Consider the following 23,744-nt stretch of genomic DNA (forward strand, 5'->3'; position numbering starts at 1 on the left):
TTTCGCTTAGCCTTTCAGTACAACGTCTGTGCCAATGTGCTCGTTCAGAAGTTCGGTCAGCTTGCCAGAGGCAATCTCAGTGCCCGGAAGAAGCAACACATGAGACTTACGCGCCACCTGTGCATAGCCAAATACGTGGCTCACGAGCTCGATTACTGCCTCGTTATCTAGGCTAAACGCCTGAGACACACGCTCGTTAGCCATGTCCACACCTAGGGTCAACTGAGCTAGAGTCTCAAGGTCGATGGCGACGCCGTCGAAATACTTCAATAGACGTTCGCTCAAAAGCGCAGAAGAAGGTGTGTCTGCACCAAACAGAACCTTAAGGCCATTTAGACCGCGAGGCAGACCTTGTTCAGCAAGGGCATCGATAACACGTGCAGCATCGCTAAGGGTTTTCACAAACGGCACTACGATTTCAACATCGAAGCCTTGCTCACGAAGAGACTTGATAAACTCACACTCTAGAATGAATGCACTCTTGTTGTCGGCATCGGTAAAGCGAGACACGCCGCGAAGACCGAGCAGCGCATTATTTTCTTGAACTTCGAAGTCACCACCAATCAGCGATGCCAGCTCGCTGCTGTCACAGCTATTTAGCTGAACCCGAATACGTTGTTCTTTATTTAGAGCCAAAGACTCAACCACACCAGCAAGGACTTGCTGGTAAAACTCTTGAACGCTTCGTCCCTCAAGGATGGCATCGAGCGCCATTTGATCGGCTTCATCTAGAGGTTCACGCTCTAGAAGTAGGCTTGGGTGAAAGAAGAGTCTTTCTTGTAGAAGGTCACCAAGTGAAAGGAAAACGTGTTCCGCTTGAGCGGCTTGATATTGTAGGGAGGTACCTAGCTTAATAGATTGAGACATGGGCTTCCTTGATATCTCGTTTAAATAGAAACAGTTACCCTCAACATACCATTAATAAAGGAAAAAAGGCGCATAAAACTTACCCAAATGAACCCGGTTTAAGATAAAAATGCGTTTACAAGTTTATTCGTGATAACAATTCCGCTATCTTTAGCCAGATTTAACGAATTAAAGAACTCTGTTATGCCACTACAAACTGATGAGTTGCGTACCCAACCACTAGGTCCGCTACCGACTCCAACCGAGCTATCAACTAATCATCCTCTTACCGATGACGTAGCAAAACACATTGACGAATCACGCGGTCAGATTGAAAAAATCCTAACCGGTAAAGATAAGCGCCTTCTTGTTATCGTTGGTCCTTGTTCAATCCACGATACCGATGCGGCTATCGACTACGCTAAGCGTCTTGTTTCGGTACAAAAGAAATACAAAGACCAACTGTTTATCGTGATGCGCACCTACTTTGAAAAGCCGCGCACTATTATCGGTTGGAAAGGTCTGATTACTGACCCTAACCTAGACGGTTCTTACGCACTAGAAGCTGGCCTAAACAAGGCACGTAAACTGCTTCTTGATATCAATAAGCTAGGTCTGCCTACCGCAACCGAGTTCCTTGATATGATCACAGGTCAGTACATCACAGACCTTATCTCTTGGGGTGCTATCGGCGCACGTACCACTGAGTCTCAGATCCACCGCGAGATGGCCTCAGCTCTTTCTTGCCCAGTGGGTTTCAAGAACGGTACTAACGGCAGCGTTAAGATTGCTATTGACGCAGTGCGCGCTTCAAAAGCATCACACTACTTCTACTCTCCAGACAAAAACGGCCGCATGACGGTATACCGCACATCAGGTAATCCATACGGTCACGTCATTCTGCGTGGTGGTGATACTGGTCCTAACTATGATGCGCAATCTGTTGAGAAAGCGTGTAAATCTCTTGGTGAAGTAGGTTTGCCAGAGCGTCTTATCGTAGACTTCAGCCACGCAAACTGTCAGAAACAGCACCGTCGTCAACTAGACGTTGCTAAAGACATCGCAGGCCAAATCAAATCTGGTAGCCAATACGTTGCGGGCATCATGGCTGAGAGCTTCATCGAAGAGGGCAACCAGCCAATGGATGACCTAACAGCTCTAGAATATGGTAAATCCATCACAGATCCGTGTCTAAGTTGGGAGCACACAGTAGAAATGCTTGATATCCTATCTGACGCTGTAAAAACACAACAATAAGGAAGACCAGATGCCTTCATTTGACATCGTTTCAGAGATTGAAATCGTTGACGTTCGTCATGCGGTAGAGAACGCAAACCGCGAACTCGCAACCCGCTTTGATTTTCGTGGCGTTGAAGCGAGCTTTGAGTTTAAAGACGATCAAGTAAAGCTTGCGGCACAAGCTGAATTCCAGTTAAAGCAGATGCGTGACATCCTACGTGGCAACCTAACTAAGCGTGGCGTTGATGTGAATAGCATGGAATCTCAAAAAGAAGACGCGTCAGGTAAGAACTGGTATCAAACCGTGCTATTCAAGCAAGGCATTGATAAGGATATGGCTAAGAAGATCGTTAAACTGGTTAAAGACAGTAAGATCAAGGTTCAAGCGAGTATCCAAGGTGACAAGGTTCGTATCACAGGTAAGAAACGTGATGACCTACAAGCGACTATGGCGCTTGTGAAGAACGGCGAGCTTGGCCAACCGTTCCAGTTTGAAAACTTCCGCGACTAATCTCGCACAAGCATTGAGTGATACCGGGCGCCTTAGCCCGGTATTTTTTTACAGGCTTTTCAAAAGCGTTATCTCGCCAAAGCCTAATTCAAGCTCAGTCTGCAGTGCTTGAGTTAAACGAGGTAGCAATACCACTACAGAGCTTAGTTTCTGTTTCTCTGCATCTAATAGCGGCTTTAATTCCGCTAGCGTCTGCCAAGATGCCCTTTCTGCATCTCGCCTTACCCCATCGATAAACACTGGCGCTATACCGTGATGATGCAATACCATCTCGGCGCTTTGCATTAACCTCAAAGCCTTCAGGCTGAGAAGCTCGAAATCCTCTCCTGTCTCGACCCAAGTTACCGCGTAACTAGGCTCAAAGTCTTGCTCTGTGATAAGGGTTTGATAGCAAGACTCGAGCTCTGCACTACTGCTCGCTTGTATCACCTCACTCTTATCGAAAAAGGCTTCCCAGAACAGTCGGCGATTGCGCACGTTGGGCAACTTCTGTTTGATGTCATCTCTTTTACTGGCGGCAAACTCTGCTTGTAGAGATAAGTTCTGCGGTAACACTGCTTCGAAGGTTTTTCTTAGATTACGAATAAGTACGGGAGATCCGCCGCCACTTGAGAAGGCGATCTGTATCTTGCCTCGATTGATCATGGAGGGCGTAATGAAATCACAATAAGGGGTGTCATCAACCACGTTGACCATGATCCCCGCCCGCTTCGCATCATGGTGGACCCTGTGATTCAAATCTGGATTATCTGTAGTAGCCCAGATCTGCACAAAATCATCGATAAGTTCGCTCTGATAAAAACCCTTAATCCAAGTAATTCCACCTTCTTCATACTGCTGCTCTAGAAAACTATCCAAGCTCGGTGATACGACTGTCACTAGAGCCCCAGCCTTTAACAAACTTTCAACCTTACGGCAGGCAACCTCACCCCCTCCAACGACCAAAACAGGTTTGTGATTGAGATCATAAAACAGAGGAAAATATCGCATAATGTTCCTTCTTTGTAACATGCGTAAGGTGTCGATATGCAACCAAAACGGTGCAGACATAAAACAGTAATCTAGGTCACAAAAGATTAATACTCTAAAATATCCTTCAGACCCATATATAAATTTGGTTATTTGATTTCAGTTAGTTACAAGCACTAAGTGAACGCCGTTCATTAAGAAGTAATACCGTTTCACCATGTAAGTGCACTGTTGCACTATTTACAAACACTTAACATTTAGTCATTCTAAAGCCGTGGTTTGCGAGTATCTAACAAATTCTAATTAATTGAGATACTTAGCATCTTCTACTACTTTGTAAACGGGTCGTAAAAATATGCCCCACTTTGGTGATTCAAACAACTGGTTTCGACTCACCGGGACAAAGATGTACTCAGTGATATTGGTCACTATGGAAATTACAGACAAGGATACGAAGAGATGGCAAAAAAACTCACCATTCTAGCTTCAGTAGTAGCGGCATCAACTGCTGTCATGGCAAGTTCAGCATCAGCAGCTGACAGCACGTTGGACAAAGTCTTAGCCGCTGGCTCACTAACCTGTGGTGTGAGCACCGGCCTTCCTGGCTTCTCGAACCCTAACTCAAAGGGTGAATGGGAAGGTATTGATGTTGAGTACTGTCAAGCTCTGGCAGCAGCAGTACTGGGCGACAAAACCAAAGTTAAATATGTTCCACTAACTGCAAAAGAGCGTTTCACCGCACTTCAATCGGGTGAAATCGACGTTTTATCTCGTAACACAACTTGGACTCAGCACCGCGATACCGCTCTTGGTTTGAACTTCGTTGGTGTTAACTATTATGATGGTCAGGGTTTCATGGTTAAGAAAGACCTTGGCGTTAAGAGTGCAACTGAACTAGACGGCGCAGCGGTTTGTGTTCAATCTGGTACAACAACCGAGCTTAACCTTGCGGACTACTTCCGTGCATCAGGTATGAGCTACAAGCCAGTAGTATTCGATACAGCAGCACAAACCTCAGCGGGTTTCGATGCAGGTCGCTGTGACGTACTAACTACTGACCAATCTGGCCTTTACGCACTGCGTCTAAACCTTAAAGATCCAACTTCTGCAGTGGTACTTCCAGAAATCATCTCTAAAGAGCCTCTAGGCCCTGTTGTTCGTCAAGGCGATGACAAGTGGTTTAACGTGGCTAAGTGGACACTAAACGCGATGGTTAACGCAGAAGAGTACGGCATCACATCGAAAAATGCTGATCAGATGCTGAAATCTACCGATCCAAACGTGAAGCGTATCCTAGGTGTTGATGGTCCTAAAGGTACGGCTCTTGGTCTGAAAGACGACTGGGGCTATCAGATCATCAAACAAGTAGGTAACTACGGTGAGAGCTTTGAGCGTACCGTTGGTACAGGTTCTCCACTTCAGATCAACCGTGGTGTGAATGCACTATGGAACGCTGGCGGCTTCATGTACGCGCCACCAATGCGTTAATACTTTTTCCTTTGCAGGAAACACTTATGTAGGAACCGAAGGGCGGCACCGCCGCCCTTCCGTTTATACGGATGTAAAATAGGAAGTAGTATGAATCCAACCAAGGTTTCCAAAGACGAAGGCCAAGGTGCCTCTCGCAAAACCAACCTCCTCTACAACCCTACCTTCCGCGCTGTTGCCTTCCAAATCATTGCCGTTCTGGCTCTTGTATGGTTTTTCTACACCATAGTAAACAATGCCCTAGGAAACCTAGAGGCACGTGGTATCGCAACAGGTTTTGATTTTCTATCAAAAGAAGCTGGGTTTGGTATTGGCCTCCATCTTGTTGCCTACGATGAGACCTATAGTTATGGTCGCACCTTTATAGTAGGCCTTTTGAATACCGCACTGGTTTCTGTGCTTGGTATTTTCTTTGCAACGATTTTGGGCTTTGTTATGGGTATTGCCCGACTTTCTAGCAACTGGCTAGTGAGTCGTTTGGCGGCTGTCTATATTGAAGTATTCCGAAATATTCCTCTGCTCTTGCAGATCTTCTTCTGGTACTTTGCGGTACTTCAAGCCCTACCTTCGCCTCGCCAAAGCTTGAGCTTAGGTGAAGCCATCTTCTTGAACGTGCGCGGCCTTTATTTCCCTGCACCTGTGTTTGAAGCGGGAAGCGGCTTTGTAATCGCAGCCTTTGTTGTCGGTATTGTTACCACTATCTTTATCAGCATCTGGGCACGCAACAAGCAGCGCCTCACCGGTCAGCAAACCCCTATGGGACGTATTGCACTGGGTTTGGTCTTAGGTCTTCCGCTTGTGGTTTACTTCCTTGCAGGTATGCCAATCTCAGCAGAGATGCCTGAGCTTAAAGGCTTTAACTTCCGTGGTGGTGTCAGCATCATCCCAGAACTCGCAGCTCTGACTCTAGCGCTAAGTATCTACACAGCATCGTTCATCGCTGAGATCGTACGCTCCGGTATCAACGCTGTTAGCCATGGCCAAACAGAAGCGGCGATGTCTTTAGGTCTGCCTCGCAGTCGTACCCTGCGCCTTGTGGTTATTCCACAAGCACTGCGTATCATCATTCCGCCACTGACCAGTCAGTATCTAAACCTGACCAAGAACTCCTCTCTTGCGATGGCGATTGGTTATCCAGACTTGGTATCGGTGTTCGCAGGAACCACCCTAAACCAGACGGGTCAGGCTATCGAGATCATCGCGATGACAATGGCGGTATACCTCACATTGAGCTTGTTGACCTCACTGATTATGAACATCTACAACCGCAAGGTTGCTCTGGTAGAAAGATAAGGAAGAGTAAGCATGAAAGTACATCAATTTCAGCCCGATCTTCCGCCACCGGCAAACTCGGTGGGTCTGGTAGGTTGGCTTAGAAAGAACCTATTTAATAGCCCGGTTAACTCAGTCTTGACTGTTATCTTGGGTTACCTCGCATTCACAACCATTCTTAGCATCATAGATTGGGCCTTTATCAACGCTGATTGGATTGGGACTACCCGTAACGACTGCACCAGTGCCGGCGCATGTTGGGTCTTCATCAGCGTACGTTGGGAGCAGTTCATGTACGGCTTCTATCCAGAAGCTGAGCTTTGGCGCCCTCGCCTATTCTACGCAACGCTGGCTGTGTTTATCGTCGCACTCATGTACGAGAAAACACCAAAGCGTACATGGATCTGGCTATTCTTCGTAAACGTCTATCCGTTTATCATCGCGGCTCTGCTGTACGGCGGTGTATTTGGTCTGGAAGTGGTTGAGACTCACAAATGGGGCGGTCTACTAGTAACCCTAATTATTGCCCTTGTCGGTATCGTGGTCTCGCTACCTATCGGTGTGGCTCTGGCTCTGGGTCGCCGCTCTGAGATGCCAATCATCCGCAGTATCTGTACCGTCTATATCGAGGTATGGCGTGGCGTTCCTTTGATTACCGTGCTGTTCATGGCATCGGTAATGCTGCCGCTTTTCCTTGCTGAAGGTACTGAGACAGATAAACTTATTCGCGCCCTCATCGGTGTGGTAATGTTTAGTGCAGCTTACATGGCGGAGGTTATCCGTGGCGGTCTGCAAGCAATTCCAAAGGGTCAATATGAAGCGGCGGATGCTCTCGGGCTCACATATTGGAAGAAAATGCGTTTAATCATTCTTCCTCAAGCGCTTAAAATCACCATTCCTTCGATCGTAAACACCTTCATTGGTCTCTTTAAAGATACCAGTCTGGTGCTTATCATAGGTATGTTTGACGTACTGGGCATTGGACAATCAGCAAACACCGACCCTGAGTGGCTTGGTTTTGCTATCGAAAGCTATGTATTTGTCGCGTTAGTGTTCTGGGTATTTTGTTTTGGCATGTCGAGGTATTCGATTTGGCTAGAAAACAAATTGCACACAGGTCACAAACGATAATTATCAAGGACGTATTATGACGCAACAACAAGACTACATGATCCAGCTGAAGGACATGAACAAATGGTACGGTGAGTTCCACGTACTAAAGAACATTAACCTTGAGGTTAAGAAAGGCGAAAAGATCGTTATCTGCGGCCCATCAGGTTCGGGTAAGTCGACCATGATTCGCTGCATCAACCGCCTTGAAGAACATCAGCAAGGTCAAATCATAGTGCAAGGCACAGAATTGACCGAAGACCTTAAGAACATCGAAGCGGTGCGTAAAGAAGTGGGTATGTGTTTCCAGCACTTTAACCTCTTCCCTCACCTAACGGTTCTAGAAAACTGTACCCTAGCGCCTATCTGGGTTAAGAAGATGCCTAAAGAGGAAGCTGAAGCGGTAGCGATGAAATATCTAGAGCGCGTTAAGATCCCAGACCAAGCTGAAAAGTATCCTGGACAGCTTTCCGGTGGTCAACAACAGCGTGTAGCGATTGCTCGTTCTCTATGTATGAACCCTCAAGTAATGCTGTTTGATGAACCAACCTCAGCGCTCGACCCAGAGATGGTACGTGAGGTACTGGACGTTATGGTTGAGCTTGCTGAAGAAGGCATGACCATGCTGTGTGTAACGCACGAAATGGGCTTTGCAAAAGAGGTGGCCGATCGGGTTATCTTCATGGATGCTGGTGAAATTATTGAAGAGAACAATCCGGTGGATTTCTTCGAGAACCCACAATCGGATCGTACTCAGAACTTCCTTGCACAGATCCTTCACCACTAATCGTTAACCATTAATTGCTAGATGGCTAACACTTTGGGGCAGCTTAAGCTGCCCCTATTCGTTTGATTTCGCGTACAATTAGTTGTGTAACGTTAAAAGTGTGTCACTGATTGTTACAATTAGAGATTCACTCCAGAAGCACTTTTACTTAAAATCAAGTTTGGCTTTGGCGACGGTCAGGCTTGAAAAATGGAACTTTTCGCCCCATATAATTACTAAACAATTAAAGGTCTATCTGAGGAAAACTATGAACAGTCCAATGGTTTCTCGTACTCGCTCTCAAGAGAGTGTATTACAAACAAATAAGGTGCTTCGTAACACCTACTTCTTGTTATCTCTAACCCTGCTTTGGTCTGCTGTTGTTGCCGCTTTCTCAATGGCAATGAATCTGCCACGTCCAGGTCTAATTCTTATGCTAGTTGGCTTCTATGGCCTGCTATTCCTAACTGAAAAGAACCGTAACAACAGCATGGGTCTGGTGTTTACCTTCTTGTTCACTGGCTTCTTAGGCTACACCACAGGCCCTATCCTAAACATGTACATTGGCGCGGGTATGGGCGATGCCATCGTTACTGCTCTTGGCGGTACAGCGCTAGCCTTCATGGGTGCGTCAGCTTACGCTCTTACTACTAAGCGTGATCTGTCTTTCCTAGGCGGTGTGCTAATGGCTGGTTTCGTGGTTCTGCTAATCGGTATGGTTGCAAACATCTTCCTACAGATGCCAATGCTTCACCTAGCAATGAGCAGCATGTTCATCCTGTTCTCAACAGGTGTAATCCTACTAACGACTCAACAGATCGTTCGTGGTGGTGAAACTAACTACATCTCAGCAACAGTGAGCCTGTACGTTTCTATCTACAACCTGTTCATCAGCCTACTAAGCATCTTGGGTATCATGAACAACGACTAATAGGTCGACATTCAACACCTTTAAAAGCTCGCACTGGTTGCGAGCTTTTTTATTTTTATCGATAATTCAATTAACTAAATCGATGAGACATCACCATGTTTGAGTATCAAGGCAAACAAATTGAAACCGACGCCGAAGGCTATCTACTGAATTACCAAGAGTGGGAAGAAGGTATGATTTCGGTACTAGCTGAAGAAGAAGGCATTGAGCTAACCGAAGCGCACCTAGAGGTTGTCCACTTTGTTCGAAACTTCTACCTAGAGTTCAACACCTCTCCTGCCGTGCGAATGTTGGTTAAAGCAATGGAAAAAGCGCACGGTCCAGAGAAAGGCAACAGCAAGTATCTATTCAAGCTGTTCAAACAAGGCCCAGCTAAACAAGCGACTAAGCTTGCAGGCCTGCCAAAGCCAGCTAAGTGCTTATAAGATCCTAAAATCTGAATAGTGTGTAAACTGCATCGGCTCACTCTCCCAAGTGTTTACTGATGCAGTCCTTGGTCCCTGTTTCAGCCACTCTCCAAGTTGCTCTACTTGAGCCTCGGTTCCACAAGCCACAATTTCGACACTGCCATCATTCAAGTTTTTGGCATAACCCGTTAACCCCAACTTATTCCCCTCATGGGCCGTGTGATAGCGAAACCCAACCATCTGCACTATACCTGTGACCCTGAATTTACAACAATAACTCATAGCACATCCCTCTGTTAAACCGGTTGTGATGAGTATATACCCAAGCCGATATCCAGTTTGTGTTTAGCATTTGCTTTTGCCCTGGCCTTCACCCACAATGTCACAAATTTTCTAATGAGATCCCAAATGAGTGCATCAATTACCCTAGCCAAAGGACGTGATAAGTCCGTTCGTCGTCGTCATCCATGGATATTTTCCCGTGGTATTGAGAGCGTTAAAGGCGACCCACAACTTGGTGAGACCGTTGATGTGTTAGCTCATAATGGACAGTGGCTAGCTAAAGCGGCCTACTCTCCTAAATCTCAAATCCGTGCTCGCGTTTGGTCTTTTACCAAACAAAACATCGATAAAGCCTTCTTCGTAAACCGTATTCAAAGCGCACAACTTCTGCGTGAGGAATGCATTGAGCAAGGTGGTTTAACTGGCTATCGTCTTATCGCCGCAGAGTCTGATTCCATGCCGGGCGTGACTATCGATAAGTATCAAGACTATCTTGTGTGTCAGTTCCTAAGCGCAGGCGCAGAGTTCCACAAACAGAACATAGTAGATGCGCTAGTCGAGTGTTTCCCTAATTGCTCTATCTATGAGCGCTCAGACGTTGCAGTACGCAAGAAAGAAGGGCTTGAAGAAGTAACCGGTCTTTTGCATGGCTCTGAGCCAACTAAGCCGATAGTTATCGAAGAGAACGGCGTGAAAATTCAGGTGGACATTCCTAACGGACACAAAACCGGCTTCTATCTTGACCAGCGTGACAGCCGTCTGCATGCAATGAAGTATGTAAAAGACAAGCAAGTACTTAACTGCTTTAGCTACACTGGCGGTTTTGGCTTGTACGCACAAAAAGGTGGCGCTGAGCGCGTTATCAACGTAGACGTATCTCAGCCTGCGCTCGACATTGCAAAGCAGAATGCTGAACTAAATGGTTTCACTCCAAAACAAGCGGTATTCCTAAACGCTGACGTATTTAAGATCCTGCGCGAGTACCGAGACCAGGGCACTAAATTTGATGTGGTGATCATGGATCCACCTAAGATGGTGAGCTCAAAGCAGAATCTAAACAGCGGTGCACGCGGTTATAAAGACCTTAACATGCTGGCGATTCAAATCCTTAAACCAGGTGGCACCCTATTGACCTACTCTTGCTCTGGCCTAATGGAGAGTAACCTATTCCAGAAGATCATCGCCGACGCAGCGCTAGATGCTGGCCGAGAGGTGAAGTTCATTGAGAGCTTTACGCAAGCTCAAGACCACGTTGTTGACAGCGCCTACCCTGAGGGCCTGTACCTGAAAGGCTTTGCAGCTAAAGTGCTATAAACAACAAGGCGCCCAATGGGCGTCTTAGTTTTAGGTGTCGTTGAGATTGACTATGGTATCCAGATTATTAATGAGTTCTGAACCAGACACTCCCTCAAATTCGATAGTAACGCTCTTACTGTCCTTCTCCACAGTAATCGAAGAGGTACCCGCATTGTCTTGAACGCTGTCTTCAATATTCTGCAGTATCGCATCTATCTCATTCTGATCAGTTACATCACCAAAGATATCGCTAAGGTCTATGGTGTCACCCTCATTGATAGAGAAGTCGGTAATGGTGTCTGTTTCTGGTGAGTCAGTAAGATCCGCCTCGGTCCAGATAAAGGTATCAGCATCCGCGCCACCAGTTAGCGTATCTTCTCCTAAGCCACCAACAAGTAAATCGTTACCGGCCCCCCCAACTAGTATGTCATCTCCACCTTGACCGAACAGAATGTCATCACCTGTGCCTCCATCTAGGTCGTCGCCCTTGTCGTTCTCGGTTGATAGATTAAATTCAGCCACATTTTCTTCGATGTATTCGAACAGATCACGAGGATAAACATTCGCCTCTAGCTCACCCAATTGCTGGGCAACGTATTTTTGAATCGCTGCAACACCTTGCTCTTCGATACCATCAAACTGAACTCCGTCACCGAATAGGATATCTTCACCACCAGCAGAGCTTATCTCGTCTTGTCCCGGCAGTAGTGATGTCTTCTTACCTAAAATCACCTCTTCGAGTTCAGATACATCGATGTTTGGCTCTACTACGCCGTCACTATCAAACTTAACCAAGGTATCTATGTCTACTCCGCTACCGAGGCCAATCGCATCTACATTAGATATCTCATTTAAGATGGCAAAGTAGTGCTCACCTTGGCGAACTTCTTGCTCATCATTATCCCAGCGATCGGTAAATAAGAATTCCCCATTTTCTTCAGTTAAGACTCCTAAACGAACACCTGTGTACGGAGAGTATATTCTAGCCACATCACCATCATTTCGCTGTTCAACTACCAGTTGACCATTAAAATAAACATCGTCAGCATCTTCATCTATTTCGAAACCTTCAGGTAAAAGGTCCAGAAGTGAAAGTAAGCCGTCTTCTGGCGTATAGGCCATAAGAAATTGATCAGCACTTGCGTCATCAAGCTCTACTGCACGAGTCGGTTCACCGTCAGTAATAAAGAAAGTCTGATTGTTAGCTCCTGTGATGCCATTATCCACAAACCAGTCGATAGCCGTTTCAAAAGCACCTTCATAGTTAGTCGAGTTCTCTGCATTCAAAGCACTAACTGTTGTAGCAAACTGAGACTTAGCTTCTTCAGCGGAAAGTACGCTAAGATCTAATTCAACAACTATCTGGGATGTGCTAGCAAACTCTGACAACATGATTCGCACCATGCCAGAGTTCTCTTGCACAGCAGAATCAATAATCTGATCTACAGCTGAGATAATTTCTGTCTTTGCGGTTTCAATGATGTTACGCATACTACCCGAGGTATCTAGGATAAACGCAATGTTGTAATCCTCACCCGCGACTATCTGGAAGCCCTGCACATCACCAACAATAAGCTCGTTGGCTTCTGTGCCATCGATAACATCATCACCAAATGAGCCTGTTTTTAGCTGATATCCTCTATCTTCGATAACTAACGGTAGTTCAACGGATTTGCTAGCTTGGTCACCATTACTCGTTTCAGTAGCGGTAGCGGTTACAGTGACGGTATACTCGCCGGATACTGGCACATTTGCTTTTAATGTCGCAATATCCAATGCAGTGATATCAACGATGCCATCTGCGCCAGCAACAACCTCTACGCCATTGCCATCTTTGATTATGGTGCCTTCAGGAAGCCCCGCCATGGTCACCACCAAGGTTTCACTACCATCGGTATCGGCTAGGCTCGCACCCAAGTCCCACAAGTCTACAAAGGTATCTTCAAAGCCTCTCGCATCCGAAGATTCAAGCACAAGGTTATCAACGATGGCACCATAGCTGTTTGCGTCAGTCGATTGCACCAACAAGCGATAGTTACCGTCCATATCAGACGGCAAAGTTATCTGAATATCTCGCTCCCATCCGTTATCTTCTGGGCGGAATTGATACAGGGTCATCGCCTCATCCATGATTGGATTGCCTTGATCATCAAGGCGAACCCAAATCACATCGAGGTCACTATCTCCATTCTCCCAACGACGCGCTGCAACATCAAAAGTAAAGCTGTAATAGCGCCCCTCTTTTACTGAGATGTCTGTGTAGATAGAGTTATCACCATTGTCGCCCTCGATTTCGAGAATCAGGTTTGCATCACTCGCACCCGAGCGATAGATCGACTCTCTGCCAATCTCTACCTTATTGTCATCATTGGCATACCAAGTACCTAAGGTGTTATCACCCAGTACCTGACTAACATCGATATCTGAGCTCCAATCTTTATCGGCGCCAAGTAGCACCTCCGCATCTTGGAAATCAATAGACGCCTCTTTTTGCTCATTATCAACCCACAAATTAGGTTCATCAGCAACTGCAACGATATCGATATCGAGTGTGTCGCTAACGCCAGTATCAGTAGTGTAAGTAATGGTAGGCACAGTACCTGAGAAGTTTGTAAATGGTACGAACTCATAACTACCATCGCCGTTCAGTGTGACAGTACCAATACCTGAGATATCAACAGAATCGCCAGCAACATACTCAGTGTTGTCTCCAAATACTTTGAATGTTGCTACGCTAAGCGGTCCATCCACATCAGAGTCATTGCTCAGCACACCGTTTGCTGCGCTGACAGTCAGGGTTGTATCTTCGTTGGTCTGGTTTGAATCTGAGGCAGTAATTGTTGGGTCAGCCTGAGGGGTTACATCAATATCTAACGTATCTGATGCCCCTGTATTCGTAGTGTAAGTAATGGTTGGCACATCACCGTTGAAGTCCGCTGCAGGCACAAACTCATAGCTACCGTTGGCGTTTAGGGTAATGCTACCTATACCTGCAATAATGGCTGTCACCCCTGCATTGTATGTTGTGCCGTCACCTGCGACCTTAAAGGTCGCTACAGTTAGGGTGTCATCTGCATCCGAGTCATTGCTCAGAACCCCATTGGCAGCATTTACTGTCAAAGTGCTGTCTTCATTGGTTTGATTGGTGTCAGATTGAGTAACCGTCGGGTCGTTCTGAGCCACCACATCAATGTCTAGGGTATCGCTGGCACCCGTGTTGGTGGTGTAGGTAACGGTTGGTACATCACCATTGAAATCCGCCACAGGCACAAACTCATAGCTACCGTTGGCGTTTAGGGTAATGCTACCTATACCTGCAATAATGGCTGTCATCCCTGCATTGTATGTTGTGCCGTCACCTGCGACCTTAAAGGTCGCTACAGTTAGGGTGTCATCTGCATCCGAGTCATTGCTCAGAACCCCATTGGCAGCATTTACTGTCAAAGTGCTGTCTTCATTGGTTTGATTGGTGTCAGATTGAGTAACCGTCGGGTCGTTCTGAGCCACCACATCAATGTCTAGGGTATCGCTGGCACCCGTGTTGGTGGTGTAAGTAACTGTAGGCACGTCCCCGTTAAAGTTCGCCGCAGGTACAAACTCATAACTGCCGTCAGCGTTTAACGTGAATTCACCTACACCGTCGATATCAGCAGTCTCGCCAAAGTTATAGGTGGTGTCATCACCTGCTACTTTGAAAGAGGCAACCGTTAGCGTGTCATCTACATCCGAGTCGTTGCTCAATACGCCATTGACTGCATTGACAGTCAGCGTGGTGTCTTCATTGGTTTGATTGGTGTCAGATTGCGTTACCGTTGGATCGTCTTGCGCCACTACATCGATATCCAACGTATCGCTCGCACCCGTGTTGGTGGTGTAGGTAATGGTCGGCACATCACCGTTAAAGTTAACCGCAGGTACAAACTCATAACTGCCGTCAGCGTTTAACGTGAATTCACCTACACCGTCGATATCAGCTGTCTGCCCAAAGGTATAGGTGGTGTCGTCACCCGTTACTTCGAAGGTGGCAACCGTTAGTGTGTCATCAACATCCGAGTCGTTGCTCAATACGCCATTGACTGCATTGACAGTCAGCGTGGTGTCTTCATTGGTTTGATCGGTGTCAGATTGGGTAACGGTTGGGTCGTTTTGCGCCACAACATCAATGTCTAGCGTATCGCTGGCATTGGTATTAGTGGTGTAAGTAATGGTCGGAACATCACCGTTAAAGTCCGCCGCTGGCACAAACTCATAGCTGCCGTCGGCATTCAAAGTGAACTCACCCACGCCATCAATGGTGGCGGTATCACCAAAGTTATAGGTGGTGTCATCGTCGGCCACTTTGAAGGTCGCAACGGTCAACGTGTCATCCACATCGCTGTCGTTACTCAATACACCGTTCGCAGCATCTACCGTCAGCGTGGTGTCTTCGTTAGTTTGGTTAGTATCAGAAGCCGTTACCGTTGGATCGTTTTGCGCCACAACATCAATGTCTAGCGTATCGCTGGCATTGGTATTGGTGGTGTAAGTAATGGTCGGAACGTCACCACTAAAGTCCGCCGCTGGCACAAGCTCATAGCTGCCGTCGGCATTCAAAGTGAACTCACCCACGCCATCAATAGTGGCGGTGTCACCAAAGTTATAGGTGGTGTCATCGTCGGCCACTTTGAAGGTCGCTACGGTCAACGTGTCATCCACATCGCTGTCGTTACTTAATACACCGTTCGCAGCATCTACCGTCAGCGTGGTGTCTTCGTTAGTTTGGTTAGTATCAGAAGCCGTTACGGTTGGATCGTTTTGCGCCACAACATCAATGTCTAGCGTATCGCTGGCATTGGTATTGGTAGTGTAAGTAATGGTCGGAACGTCACCATTAAAGTCCGCCGCTGGCACAAACTCATAGCTGCCGTCGGCGTTCAAAGTGAACTCACCCACGCCATCAATCACGGCGGTATCGCCGAAGCTGTAAGTAGTGTCGTCATCCGCCACTTTGAAGCTCGCTAGGGTCAACGTGTCATCTACATCGCTGTCATTGCTCAGCACGCCATTGGCCGCATTTACCGTCAGCGTGGTGTCTTCGTTAGTTTGGTTGGTGTCAGATTCAGTCGCTGTCGGATCGTCAACGTTTATTAAGTCAATAGTGATAAGCGCACTATCTTCCCTACCACTAGGATCTCTAACAATCACCTCACACTGATAAAGTCCCAACTGGTCATCATCAACATCGACGTTAAGAGAAATCTCACCGGTTTCTGTGTCTATAGTGAAGATGTCGTCTGTGTCCGTTCCGTTTGAGAACAAATACTCGAGCGTATCGTTATCTTCATCAAAGGCTTCAACTTGCTCAACTACAGTGCCGGCAGTAGTGCCTTCAGCAACTGAGCCAAAGTCATAGGAGTCGTCATTTACCGGGCCACCAGCAACATCACTGCCAGAGATAAACTCTGGTGCGTCGTTCACCTCAGTAACAGATGGGTCAACCGTCTCCGCATCACCATCTACCGTTCCATCGTTTGGCGTCAGGGTAAACGGTGGCAGTTCTTGGCCAGAGTTAACTAAGTCTGCACCCTCTTCTGTTAGTAGGACATTACCGTCCTCATCTAGCTTGTAATAAGTCTCATCTGATAGGGTTACAGTGACTTCATCACCGTCTTGATCGTAGGTTTCGTATTTAGCGACCACATCGTTTTCAGACGCTTGGTTCTCAATAAAGTCATTGGTTTCAGTAACGGTCAGAACAGGCTTATCATTAACTTCAGTAACAGATGGATCAACCGTTTCTGCATCACCATCAACCGTTCCATCATTTGGAGTTAGCGTAAACGGAGGTAGTTCTTGGCCAGAGTTAACTAGATCTGCACCCTCTTCAGTAAGGAGCACATTACCGTCATCATCAAGCTTGTAATAGGTTTCATCAGATAGAGTTACTGTTACCTCATCACCGTCTTCATCGTAGGTTTCATACTTGGCAACCACATCGTTTTCAGACGCTTGGTTTTCAATAAAGTCGTTGGTGTCAGTGACGGTTAGGACAGGTTTGTCGTTTACAGTATTCACTGTCGGAGTATCGCTCGCAGAATCGGTAAGACCCTCAGGACCCACCTCACGAACGGTTAGATCTACCGGCGGAAGTTCATTGCCTGCATTTACCCAGTCCGCACCCTTTTCGGTAAGTACGACCTTGCCATTTACGAGCTCGTAAAATCCATCGTCATTCGTGCCCGGAGTAAAGTCGACCTCTAGTTGGTCTTCATCTTCATCATTGATGGTATAGGTCGCTACCTCATCACCCTCATTAGTAGCATCTTCTGTAACCATACCAGCAACGACTGTGATCTCAGGTGGGTCGTTTGCTTCAACTACCGTTGGCGTGCCATCATCGCTTCCAGAGAGACCACCAGCTTTGGTTTCAGTTACTACCAGAGCGATAAGTGGTAATGCGTTGCCAGCGTTAACAAACTCGGCACCTTTTGAAGTAAGCACAACCTTGCCGTCTTCTAGCGCATAATATCCATCAGTATTCGAGCCTGGAGCAAAGCTGACAATAACCTCATCGTTTTCTTCATCAGAAGTAACATAGGTTGCAACTGCATCACCCTCATCTGTTTGGTTCTCAAAAACAGTCAGAGGTGTAATTTCTATGGTCGGTGCGTCGTTTTCCAGATTTACAGTAGGAGTTCCGTTGTCACTGCCACTGAGGTCACTATGTACCTCCTTGACGGTCAAATCAACAGGTGGCAGCACGTTACCCGCATTCACCCAGTCAACGCCAGGTTGAGTCAGAACTACTTGTCCATCTACTAACTCATAAAATCCGTCGTCGTTGGTGCCGGGTGTAAAGTCGACCTCTAGCTCATCACCTTCTTCGTCATAGGTTTCGTAGTCAGCAACAGGGTCTCCAACCGACGCCTCGCCCTCAGTAACAGTCAGAGGAGTAACGGTGATCTCTGGTGCCTCATTTATCTCTTCAACTGAAACCTTAATCTCTGCACTGTCTTGAAGGCCAAGCTCGTCTTGTATCGTGTAGCTAATGGTCGCTTCACCGCTGAAGCCCTCAGCAGGTTGGAAGTAGTATTGACCGCCTTCGTCTTGATACACCACGCCCTGGTCTTCAGGCACGCTGATAGAAACGATAGAGATCTCATCGCTATCTACGTCAAAATCATTCGCTAGTGGGTCAATTAGGACAGATTGATATTCTTGAGTCTGATAGCTGTCATCAACAGCAGTTGGAGCATCGTTCTCGCCCGTCACCACTATAGTAATGGTCTTGGGCTCACTCGAGTCACCTTGGTCATCTACCGCAACGTACTCGAAGGTGATCTCTTTGGTTTCTCCGGGTGCAAGCTCATCGAACTGACCGCTTGGGTCAAAATCAAACGACCCATCGTTTCTAAAGATAAGTTCGCCTGAGTCTACGCCGCTTGAAAGCTGATAACGGACTACTTCACCGTCGCTATCGGTCGCGATTGGAACTGAGCCAAAGAGTTTTGCGTCTTCACTGGTTTCAAAGGCGTCATCGCTAGCTTCTGGGATGCTATTGATAAGCGCAACCGTTTCGAAGATAAACTGCTCAACTATTGTTTCTTGCGCTGAGGTTAAGGGAGCACCGTTTAGACCTTCAGTATCAAACGCTGTTTGAGCGATGATTTCAGCTCCGTCACGCTGAACTGCAGTGGAGGCGGTTAGGCTTGAGCCTTCGTCCCTATCTTCGGATTGTGGTTCATCATTACCGGTATCGTCAGCATCGATCGCCTGTTGCACTCTTTCTGTAACATCTACCGAGTTAATCTGACCGTCAGCGCCTACGACTGAAACATTGATCTCTGATGCGATCTCTTGTGGGTTAGGGTTTACCAGTTCACCCTCGCCAACAGAGAGCACAACGTCACCGGGCTGAGGGGCATAGTTCTGAGGATTTATTATGAGGTCGCCGTTGGCGTTAACGATGATCCATGCATCACCAAACACAACGTCTTGTGCGAACGAGATACCATCCATGTTTTCTCCTTATGGCGCCTATTTATTGGAGGTTGAATTTGCCTTCATCCTTAAGGCTTCAACTCCGGCGCACTGTATAAATTTAGTACTGTTTTACTGATACCTCCATTTTAAGGATTCATATCAACCGTACAACATATTATTTATCCTGTTGCATATGTTTTTGAGTTGTAAAATAAAAAGATCAAAACTATTATCAACTTAACTCGCAATAAGTGTGTTGCAACGGTTCTTACCGCAACATTTAGGTCAAATGTAAAGGATTACAGGAGTCGACCTTGAAAGGAATCAAGCTAAGTGCGCTTGCTTTAGCGACTATGCTGTCCCATGCCGTGTCAGCTCAATCGCTCGAACAAGCAATTTCGCACACCCTCAAAACCAACCCCGAAGTTAAAGCCTCATACAACGATTTCATGTCGTATGTTTACGATAATAAAGCTGCGGTGCGTGAGTACTATCCAAAGCTAGACCTTACCGCTGGTGTGGGCTGGGAAAACTATCAAGCAGATGTCAGTAATAGAGACGATGATTACACCGCCATAGATGCGTCCATCAAGCTAACCCAACTTATCTGGGATGGGTCTGGCACTCTTAACAATATGGACCGAACAGCTGCTGAGGCAGAATCACTTCGCTACAAGGTACTAAGTGATGCATCAGACAAAGCTTTAGAAGTGGCAAAGGTATATCTGGATGCACTTAAAGCCTACGAAATCTTGGCGTTATCTGAGAGCAACCTAGCGACTCACAAAGAGATCTATCAAGACATCAAGAAGCGCACCGAATCCGGTGTCGGTTCCACCGCGGACTTATCGCAGGTGCAAGCGCGTATTGCGAAAGCCCACGGTAATTTGCTAGCGGCGCAGAACAACCTCTTTGATACCCATACCCAATTCACGCGATTGGTCGGGCAGTCACCGCAAGGCTTGGTATTTCCTAGAGCTGACGCCACCGCTATCCCACTCACTATAACCGAGGCGATTGAACTGGCGATTGAAATGCACCCAGTTATCAAGACCGCTCAAGTAGACGTGGATGCGGCTAAGTTCCAATACAAGCAATCCAACAGTCCTAATCTTCCTACTTTCACTATCGAGGCGGGTTACGACTACTTCGACGACGCCGAAGGGGTTGCCGGCCGCCGTGATGAAATGAACGCTACTTTGCGAATGCGCTATAACCTATTTAACGGTGGTGTAGATTCAGCGAATAAAGACCGCGCCGCTTATCAGATGAATAAAGCAAAAGATTTGCGTGACCGCGCCTTCCGAACTGTAGAAGAAGGACTGCGTCTATCATGGAGTGCATTGGATCTGACACTGCAAGAGAAAGAGTTCCTAGCCGACCACGTAGATGCAGCCTCCGAGACCGTTGTAGCCTACGACAAGCAATACAAGATTGGACGTCGTACCCTACTCGACCTTCTTAACACAGAGAATGAGTTATTCGAATCTCGTAAAGGCTATGTAGACGCGCTATACGCTGAGCAATACGCAAAATTCCGCGTACTTAACGCTACCGGCACCTTGCTTGAATCCCTGTTAGTTGACGTTCCCGAAGAGTGGAACACGGCTGTGGAGTACTAATCATGAAAAAATTAGTTTTAGCCTCTCTTGTCAGCTTACTAGTCGTGGGCTGTGCCAATGATACCGAAGAGTACATTGCAACCCCCCTTCCTGATCAACAAGCCGATCTTCGTGACTTTGACAGCGACGGTGTTATCAACGCTAGGGACAGATGTCCAAATACACCAAAAGGCGCAGAGGTAAGTAATGATGGTTGTGAGGAATATTACGAGGTTGCACAGCAGCAGACTCTAAAGATTCTATTCCAAAATGACTCTACCGAGGTAAACCCTGTATTTGGTAGCCAGATTGAGGGTATGGCTGAGTTCTTGAAAGAATACCCTGAAACCTCAGTTGAACTGCAGGGCTTTGCCAGTTCGCCAGGTGCAAATGAGTATAACAAGGAACTGTCCCGCAACCGCGCCATCGTGGTTCAAGATCAGTTGGTTGGTTTCGGTGTTGAGCCCAACCGCATCAGAATCATAGGCTTTGGTGAAGAAGATAGCAGTCAAGATGACGACCCAACCGAAGAGGCGCTAGATAGGCGCGTTGAGGCCACGGTAGTCGGCTTTAAAGGCGACTTTATTAAAGAGTGGACCATATTCACCAGTCTTCCTAAATAACTCGCTACAAAAGACGAACTCAAAAGGTCAACAGACCCTACTCAGCCGGGACAAGTTCCCGGCTTTTTTATGGCTACTTCATAGGGTTATGAAGTGCTACACTGTGGAAAATTATTTCCGAGGAAAACACCATGAGTCAATTAACCGACAACCTAGAACTGAACCTAGAGCTTTTTGTTGATGAATGCACAAAAACCAAACTGGTTTGGGGCCTGAAAAATGAAGATGGTTGGCTAGCTGTAGACTCTACAGAATTTGAAGAAAGCGAAGTGATGCCATTTTGGTCTAACCGCGAAGATGCGGCGGCTCATAATGTTGAAGAGTGGTCTGATTTTGAAGTGCTAGAAATCCCTCTAGATATCTTTGTTGAAGATTGGCTGATCACCCTATCTGAAGATGGCGTATTGGTTGGTACCAACTGGAATGCACAGCTAGAAGGTAAAGAGGTTGAGCCTCAAGACCTAGCTAAGATGTTTGCCAACTAAGAGCAGTTAAAGATGTACAAACTGATTGCCATCGACATGGATGGCACCCTTCTTAATAGCGACAAAATCATCTCTGAACGTAACAAAAAAGCCATCCAAGATGCACGTGCTCAAGGCGTCACTGTCGTACTTGCTTCTGGGCGTCCATATGAAGGTATGAAAAACTACCTGGCTGAGCTGGAGATGAACACAGACAAAGACTTTGTGCTTTGCTTTAACGCCGCCAAGGTAATGAACCTAGGCACAGGCGAAGTGATTCGTGAAATCCTAACCACAGGTAAGGACGCTAAGCGTATTGCAAAACTCGCCAAACAGCACAACTGTAACTTCCACGGTTTCAGTGTCGAGCATGGACTAATTGCTGAGAAAGACAGTAAATACACCCAGCATGAAGCCAATATTAACGGTCTAGATCTGACCTTTATGAGCTTTGATGACCTATCTGATGATCACTCTATGGTGAAAACCATGTTGGTTGACCCAGCTGAAATCATTGAGCCTATCGTTGCATCTTTGCCTGCTGAACTTTCTGAGGAGTACAGCATAGTGCGCAGTGCACCTTTTTTCTTGGAGTTTAACAATCCAGAAGGCAATAAAGGTTCAGGTGTGAAGGCTCTGGCTGACCACCTAGGCATTGCTCAATCTGAGGTGATGTGTATTGGTGATGCAGGCAACGACCATGAAATGCTGAAATACGCAGGCCTTGGCGTTGCGATGGAAAATGCCGACGACGTGACCAAAGCACTTTCTAATGTGGTGACCGATACCAACAACAACTCTGGTGTTGGCATCGCTATTGAGAAGTATGTGTTAAACGCTTAAAGCGTCTTCTCAAGTACTTGTATATGCGCTCGATACCCCTGTTTTTGGTAGTATTTGAGCGCATTTTTATTGAAGTCCCACACCTCTACTTGCACTTTTTGCGCGCCCAAACCCGCAAAGGCCAGTTCGATCTTCTCTAAAAGCGCCCGACCTATACCTAGCTTTCGAGCATCCTTTGCCACATACCAGTGATCGATTGAGCCAATATAGCTAGAGGGCTTTAGAGGCGAACTAAAACGCGATAACTCCCCAGCCACAAAACCAACCACCTCATCATTTCTTTGGGCTAAGAAGTGCAGGCACTCGGGATGGCTAAGATAATTGTTAAGCTGAGTTTCAACCTCAGCCCTATTGAGTTTCCCGCCAAGTTCTGCGATGTGGAAGCGATATAAATCCAGCCATAGTGGAAGCAACGCTTCTGCATCATTCGGGGTTGCGATTCTAACCTTGGAAATATCCGACATTTTGCCAAACCACTCTAACTGCCAATAGGATCAAGACCACGCCAGAAATCTGGTCGATAAGCTTGCCTCGAGCACGCAGTCTCTCTAACAAGATAGGTGATGAGAGCAAGAAAGTGATGATGCTGTACCAGATGCCATCGACCAAAAGCGGGGTTGCCACAACCACCATTTTAGCTGACACACTCTCGCCTACCGCGACAAACTGGCTAAACAACGCGATAAAGAACAGCGCAATCTTAGGACTTAGAAGAGAGATCATTAAGCCCTCTTTGGCCGCAGTCAAAGGACCCACTGCCTCACCAGTTTTGAGCTTTTCAGCGATACCGCCGCGAGAATTGAGTGACTTCCAACCCAGATAGCCAAGATAAGCTGCGCCAGCAAGGGAGATCATCACAAACAGGAATTCAGATTTATGCAGAAGTACCGCAAGACCAGTAACGGTAATGAAGGCATAGAAACCTATACCAAGGGCGTGCGCCCATGAAGTAGCAAGTCCGTTGCCACGACCGCCAGCCAAGGTGTGCTTAGTCACCATAGCCAGACTAGGTCCAGGCGACATAGCGCCAAGGAGACAGATTACAAAAAGGGAGAGCCAAACATCGAGAGTCATGTTGAATACATAGCGTTTAAAAAAGTCGAAAAGTCTATGCTAGAGGTAAGGCTCTGAAAG

The 23,744-nt window shown here is 46.8% G+C and carries 19 protein-coding genes; 13 read left to right on the top strand and 6 right to left on the bottom strand.

What is annotated here, in order from left to right; translation table 11 throughout:
* Positions 1-6 precede the first annotated feature (6 nt).
* A complete protein-coding gene (locus Pcarn_RS06680) occupies positions 7-867 on the bottom strand; it encodes a putative PEP-binding protein (protein ID WP_261835606.1) in 861 nt (286 codons plus the stop codon).
* A gap of 183 nt (positions 868-1,050) precedes the next feature.
* Between Pcarn_RS06680 and Pcarn_RS06685 the strand changes: the two genes are divergently transcribed.
* Both Pcarn_RS06685 and Pcarn_RS06690 read left to right on the top strand, forming a co-directional pair.
* Positions 1,051-2,103 carry a 3-deoxy-7-phosphoheptulonate synthase gene (locus Pcarn_RS06685; protein ID WP_261835607.1) on the top strand — a complete coding sequence of 351 codons (1,053 nt, stop codon included), beginning with the start codon at positions 1,051-1,053 and terminating at the stop codon, positions 2,101-2,103.
* A gap of 10 nt (positions 2,104-2,113) precedes the next feature.
* Entirely contained in the window at positions 2,114-2,596 is a 483-nt protein-coding gene (locus Pcarn_RS06690) for a YajQ family cyclic di-GMP-binding protein (RefSeq protein ID WP_261835608.1), read from the top strand.
* 48 nt (positions 2,597-2,644) lie between these two features.
* Here Pcarn_RS06690 and Pcarn_RS06695 read toward each other — a convergent pair whose 3' ends face one another.
* Positions 2,645-3,586 carry a precorrin-2 dehydrogenase/sirohydrochlorin ferrochelatase family protein gene (locus Pcarn_RS06695; RefSeq protein WP_261835609.1) on the bottom strand — a complete coding sequence of 314 codons (942 nt, stop codon included), beginning with the start codon at positions 3,584-3,586 and terminating at the stop codon, positions 2,645-2,647.
* A gap of 438 nt (positions 3,587-4,024) precedes the next feature.
* Between Pcarn_RS06695 and Pcarn_RS06700 the strand changes: the two genes are divergently transcribed.
* The 6 genes from Pcarn_RS06700 (at position 4,025) to Pcarn_RS06725 (ending at position 9,557) form a co-directional block, all read left to right on the top strand.
* Positions 4,025-5,053 carry an amino acid ABC transporter substrate-binding protein gene (locus Pcarn_RS06700; protein ID WP_261835610.1) on the top strand — a complete coding sequence of 343 codons (1,029 nt, stop codon included), beginning with the start codon at positions 4,025-4,027 and terminating at the stop codon, positions 5,051-5,053.
* A 90-nt stretch (positions 5,054-5,143) separates the two neighbouring features.
* Positions 5,144-6,346: an amino acid ABC transporter permease gene (locus Pcarn_RS06705; protein ID WP_261835611.1), complete on the top strand. Its 1,203-nt coding sequence runs from the start codon at positions 5,144-5,146 to the stop codon at positions 6,344-6,346.
* A gap of 12 nt (positions 6,347-6,358) precedes the next feature.
* Entirely contained in the window at positions 6,359-7,456 is a 1,098-nt protein-coding gene (locus Pcarn_RS06710) for an amino acid ABC transporter permease (RefSeq protein WP_261835612.1), read from the top strand.
* A gap of 16 nt (positions 7,457-7,472) precedes the next feature.
* Entirely contained in the window at positions 7,473-8,222 is a 750-nt protein-coding gene (locus Pcarn_RS06715) for an amino acid ABC transporter ATP-binding protein (protein WP_261835613.1), read from the top strand.
* 247 nt (positions 8,223-8,469) lie between these two features.
* Complete coding sequence (locus Pcarn_RS06720) at positions 8,470-9,132, top strand: Bax inhibitor-1 family protein (RefSeq protein WP_261835614.1); 663 nt, start codon at positions 8,470-8,472, stop codon at positions 9,130-9,132.
* Positions 9,133-9,227: 95 nt separating this feature from the next.
* Positions 9,228-9,557, top strand: coding sequence for a TusE/DsrC/DsvC family sulfur relay protein (locus Pcarn_RS06725; protein ID WP_261835615.1), 330 nt, complete (start codon positions 9,228-9,230; stop codon positions 9,555-9,557).
* Here Pcarn_RS06725 and yccX read toward each other — a convergent pair.
* The gene (gene yccX / locus Pcarn_RS06730) at positions 9,552-9,821 is read right to left on the bottom strand and encodes an acylphosphatase (protein WP_261835616.1); all 270 of its coding nucleotides are present in this window, start codon (positions 9,819-9,821) and stop codon (positions 9,552-9,554) included. The genes Pcarn_RS06725 and yccX overlap by 6 nt on opposite strands.
* 126 nt (positions 9,822-9,947) lie before the next feature.
* On the opposite strand from yccX, the gene Pcarn_RS06735 reads away from it, so the two are divergent.
* Positions 9,948-11,135, top strand: coding sequence for a class I SAM-dependent methyltransferase (locus Pcarn_RS06735; protein WP_261835617.1), 1,188 nt, complete (start codon positions 9,948-9,950; stop codon positions 11,133-11,135).
* A 30-nt stretch (positions 11,136-11,165) separates the two neighbouring features.
* Here the strand turns inward: Pcarn_RS06735 and Pcarn_RS06740 are convergent, their stop codons facing one another.
* Positions 11,166-19,115, bottom strand: coding sequence for an Ig-like domain-containing protein (locus tag Pcarn_RS06740; protein WP_261833105.1), 7,950 nt, complete (start codon positions 19,113-19,115; stop codon positions 11,166-11,168).
* 278 nt (positions 19,116-19,393) lie between these two features.
* On the opposite strand from Pcarn_RS06740, the gene Pcarn_RS06745 reads away from it, so the two are divergent.
* From Pcarn_RS06745 to yidA, 4 genes are all read left to right on the top strand, one after another.
* Complete coding sequence (locus Pcarn_RS06745; RefSeq protein WP_261833106.1) at positions 19,394-20,701, top strand: TolC family outer membrane protein; 1,308 nt, start codon at positions 19,394-19,396, stop codon at positions 20,699-20,701.
* Positions 20,702-20,703: 2 nt separating this feature from the next.
* Complete coding sequence (locus tag Pcarn_RS06750) at positions 20,704-21,303, top strand: OmpA family protein (protein WP_261833107.1); 600 nt, start codon at positions 20,704-20,706, stop codon at positions 21,301-21,303.
* A gap of 131 nt (positions 21,304-21,434) precedes the next feature.
* The gene (locus tag Pcarn_RS06755) at positions 21,435-21,788 is read left to right on the top strand and encodes a DUF2750 domain-containing protein (protein WP_261833108.1); all 354 of its coding nucleotides are present in this window, start codon (positions 21,435-21,437) and stop codon (positions 21,786-21,788) included.
* Positions 21,789-21,800: 12 nt separating this feature from the next.
* Complete coding sequence (yidA, locus tag Pcarn_RS06760) at positions 21,801-22,610, top strand: sugar-phosphatase (RefSeq protein ID WP_261833109.1); 810 nt, start codon at positions 21,801-21,803, stop codon at positions 22,608-22,610.
* On the opposite strand, the gene Pcarn_RS06765 is transcribed toward yidA, so the two are convergent.
* Both Pcarn_RS06765 and Pcarn_RS06770 read right to left on the bottom strand, forming a co-directional pair.
* Positions 22,607-23,074 carry a GNAT family N-acetyltransferase gene (locus Pcarn_RS06765; RefSeq protein WP_261833110.1) on the bottom strand — a complete coding sequence of 156 codons (468 nt, stop codon included), beginning with the start codon at positions 23,072-23,074 and terminating at the stop codon, positions 22,607-22,609. The genes yidA and Pcarn_RS06765 overlap by 4 nt on opposite strands.
* Complete coding sequence (locus tag Pcarn_RS06770; RefSeq protein ID WP_261833111.1) at positions 23,052-23,684, bottom strand: LysE family translocator; 633 nt, start codon at positions 23,682-23,684, stop codon at positions 23,052-23,054. Before Pcarn_RS06770 ends, Pcarn_RS06765 begins: the two co-directional genes overlap by 23 nt.
* Between the last annotated feature and the right edge of the window lie 60 nt (positions 23,685-23,744).

Source organism: Vibrio ishigakensis, from assembly GCF_024347675.1.
GTDB lineage: Bacteria > Pseudomonadota > Gammaproteobacteria > Enterobacterales > Vibrionaceae > Vibrio > Vibrio ishigakensis.

Coding starts and splice junctions, on each gene's coding strand:
- Pcarn_RS06680 (WP_261835606.1), bottom strand. CDS start 867: ATGTCTCAATCTATTAAGCTAGGTACCTCCCTACAATATCAAGCCGCT.
- Pcarn_RS06685 (WP_261835607.1), top strand. CDS start 1,051: ATGCCACTACAAACTGATGAGTTGCGTACCCAACCACTAGGTCCGCTA.
- Pcarn_RS06690 (WP_261835608.1), top strand. CDS start 2,114: ATGCCTTCATTTGACATCGTTTCAGAGATTGAAATCGTTGACGTTCGT.
- Pcarn_RS06695 (WP_261835609.1), bottom strand. CDS start 3,586: ATGCGATATTTTCCTCTGTTTTATGATCTCAATCACAAACCTGTTTTG.
- Pcarn_RS06700 (WP_261835610.1), top strand. CDS start 4,025: ATGGCAAAAAAACTCACCATTCTAGCTTCAGTAGTAGCGGCATCAACT.
- Pcarn_RS06705 (WP_261835611.1), top strand. CDS start 5,144: ATGAATCCAACCAAGGTTTCCAAAGACGAAGGCCAAGGTGCCTCTCGC.
- Pcarn_RS06710 (WP_261835612.1), top strand. CDS start 6,359: ATGAAAGTACATCAATTTCAGCCCGATCTTCCGCCACCGGCAAACTCG.
- Pcarn_RS06715 (WP_261835613.1), top strand. CDS start 7,473: ATGACGCAACAACAAGACTACATGATCCAGCTGAAGGACATGAACAAA.
- Pcarn_RS06720 (WP_261835614.1), top strand. CDS start 8,470: ATGAACAGTCCAATGGTTTCTCGTACTCGCTCTCAAGAGAGTGTATTA.
- Pcarn_RS06725 (WP_261835615.1), top strand. CDS start 9,228: ATGTTTGAGTATCAAGGCAAACAAATTGAAACCGACGCCGAAGGCTAT.
- yccX (WP_261835616.1), bottom strand. CDS start 9,821: ATGAGTTATTGTTGTAAATTCAGGGTCACAGGTATAGTGCAGATGGTT.
- Pcarn_RS06735 (WP_261835617.1), top strand. CDS start 9,948: ATGAGTGCATCAATTACCCTAGCCAAAGGACGTGATAAGTCCGTTCGT.
- Pcarn_RS06740 (WP_261833105.1), bottom strand. CDS start 19,115: ATGGATGGTATCTCGTTCGCACAAGACGTTGTGTTTGGTGATGCATGG.
- Pcarn_RS06750 (WP_261833107.1), top strand. CDS start 20,704: ATGAAAAAATTAGTTTTAGCCTCTCTTGTCAGCTTACTAGTCGTGGGC.
- Pcarn_RS06755 (WP_261833108.1), top strand. CDS start 21,435: ATGAGTCAATTAACCGACAACCTAGAACTGAACCTAGAGCTTTTTGTT.
- yidA (WP_261833109.1), top strand. CDS start 21,801: ATGTACAAACTGATTGCCATCGACATGGATGGCACCCTTCTTAATAGC.
- Pcarn_RS06765 (WP_261833110.1), bottom strand. CDS start 23,074: ATGTCGGATATTTCCAAGGTTAGAATCGCAACCCCGAATGATGCAGAA.
- Pcarn_RS06770 (WP_261833111.1), bottom strand. CDS start 23,684: ATGACTCTCGATGTTTGGCTCTCCCTTTTTGTAATCTGTCTCCTTGGC.